Annotated in this window: 2 protein-coding genes; both read right to left on the bottom strand. The window is 74.0% G+C overall.

What is annotated here, in order from left to right; genetic code table 11:
- The coding region (locus tag HMPREF3105_RS07260; RefSeq protein WP_070709072.1) for a thermonuclease family protein at window positions 1–771 on the bottom strand (771 nt) is incomplete at its 3' end.
- Between the two features lie 150 nt (window positions 772–921).
- Complete coding sequence (locus tag HMPREF3105_RS07255) at window positions 922–1,854, bottom strand: TspO/MBR family protein (RefSeq protein ID WP_070709071.1); 933 nt, start codon at window positions 1,852–1,854, stop codon at window positions 922–924.
- Window positions 1,855–1,981: the final 127 nt, after the last annotated feature.

Below are 1,981 nucleotides of genomic sequence, written 5' to 3'. Positions count from 1 at the left end.
GCCGTTGAGGCTGAAGTCCGGGTGCTCGGCCGCGGTGCCGCACTCCCCGGAGAACCTGCCGACGCCGTTCGCCCGGGCCTGCTCCCACGCCGCCTCGACCTCGGGCAGGAAACGGTCGTTGCCGTCGAAGACCGCCGGCTCGCCATAGCCCAGGCGGGCCATCTCGGCGTTGACCAGGACGCCGTCGGCGTACACGCCGGCGAGGAGGCGGTCATAGCGGTCGTAGAGCCGGCGGTCGTACCGCAGCACCACCGTGTCGCCGGGGCTGATCATCGACTTCAGCGCCGCCGTCGCCTCCAGTCCCATGCACTCGACCGGCTTCGAGGGGTGGTGGGTCTCGGGGGTGTCGATGTTGAGCAGGCGCACCCGCGTGGACACCTCGCCGAGGGTCACGCGGAGCGTGTCGCCGTCCGAGATCGACTCGACCGTGACCACGTCTCCCTCGACGTCGGCCGGGGCGGCGGGCGCCGCCGGCTCGGCACTGCGGGAGCCCTCAGCGGCACGCGACTCGGCGGCCCCGCTCGAGGACGACGCTGCGGCGCGCGAGCTCTGCGCGGCGGAGGAGGAAGCGGCCAGCGACGACGCAGCGGCACGGCTCGTCGCAGCCGCGTCGACGGAGGGGGTGGACGTGATCGGCATCGTGCTGACCGACGCGGAGGTGTCGGCATCGCTCGCCGGGGTGACGCCGTCGTCGGTGGCGGTGCAGCCGGTGAGCAGGAGCAGGGACAGTGCGGCCGCGGGGAGCGCCGCGCGCAGACGGGCAAGGGGCACGAGGATCCTGGAGGGGAAGGGACGGGGACATGACGAAGGCCCCGCCGTGAGGCGGGGCCTTCGGATCACCACATCATCGCAGGTGGGAGGCACAGGTGTTGCCGCACGTCACGACAACATCGGTCCCCGTTCCGTCAATGACGACGGGGGTCAGCGGCGGCCGTCGATGGGGTCGCCGCCGCCGTCGAGGGCGTCGAGGACGAGGTCGCGGGCCTCGCCCGTCGCGGACCGGCGGGAGAGCAGCAGCGCGGCCAGCCAGCACAGCAGGACGATCGCGGCGCCGCCCCACGCCAGGAGGGCGAGGCTGCCCGAGAGCAGCCCCGTGCCGTCCGCGCGGCCGACGCCGATCCACACCAGACCCCACGCGAGCGCGAACGCCGGAGCCGGGCGGCCGCCGTTGTACACGGCCGTGAACGCGCCGATCAGCACGGCCACCACGAGCATCACCTTCGCCCAGAAGGACGACTGCCCCGGATCGCCGACGACGCCGGTCGAGGCCAGCCACGCGGCCAGGTTCGCCACGGCGGCGATCGAGACCCAGCCCAGATGCAGGCCCTGCACCCCGTCCAGGAGGATCCGCTCCCCCCAGCTGTGCGCGCGGACGGATTCGAGGAGCACCAGGATCCACGCCAGGCACGTCAGCAGCAGCGCGATCACCACGACGCTCAGCCCCAGCAGCCCGGCCTGCACCGTCCAGATCCACGCGGCGTTGAGCAGCACCGAGACCAGGATCCACGGTCGCAGGCGGTCGTGACGGGCGGACTGGGCCGAGGCGAGGAACTGCCACACGGCGTACGCCAGCAGCCCCGCGTAGATCACGGACCAGATGCCGAACGCGGGGGTCGCCGGGGAGACCCAGGTGGCGTCCGGGCCGAGCCAGCCGCCCGCGGCCTCGGCCACGGGGGTCAGGCCGCCGACGACGCCGGAGCCCAGGAACGCGGCCACGACCGCGAGGATCACGACCACGAGCATGGCCACCCGGCCGCCCGTCGAGGACAGCCCCGTCCCCGAGCTGGGGACGCGCGCCGCGGCGTCGGGGCCGAAGGGGCTGCGGGACGGGCCGAGGTCGGTGGCGGTGCTCATGGGTGCTCCCGTGGGGTGATCGTCGGGGGTGTGCCCCGGGCGGGGCGGGTCTCAGGGTCAGCGTAGCCGCCGGGCCCATCGCGGGCACGGGCCACCGCGGCCTAGGTGTTGTGGGTCATGAGGTTCT

It is taken from the genome of Micrococcus sp. HMSC31B01, from assembly GCF_001816085.1.
Classification (GTDB): domain Bacteria; phylum Actinomycetota; class Actinomycetes; order Actinomycetales; family Micrococcaceae; genus Micrococcus; species Micrococcus luteus.
Note: the sequence above shows the minus strand (reverse complement) of the source record. Positions and strands in the feature narration are given on the sequence as shown.

What these genes read in the sequence shown, in the direction of transcription:
- HMPREF3105_RS07255 (WP_070709071.1), bottom strand. Translation starts at nt 1,854, where the DNA reads ATGAGCACCGCCACCGACCTCGGCCCGTCCCGCAGCCCCTTCGGCCCC.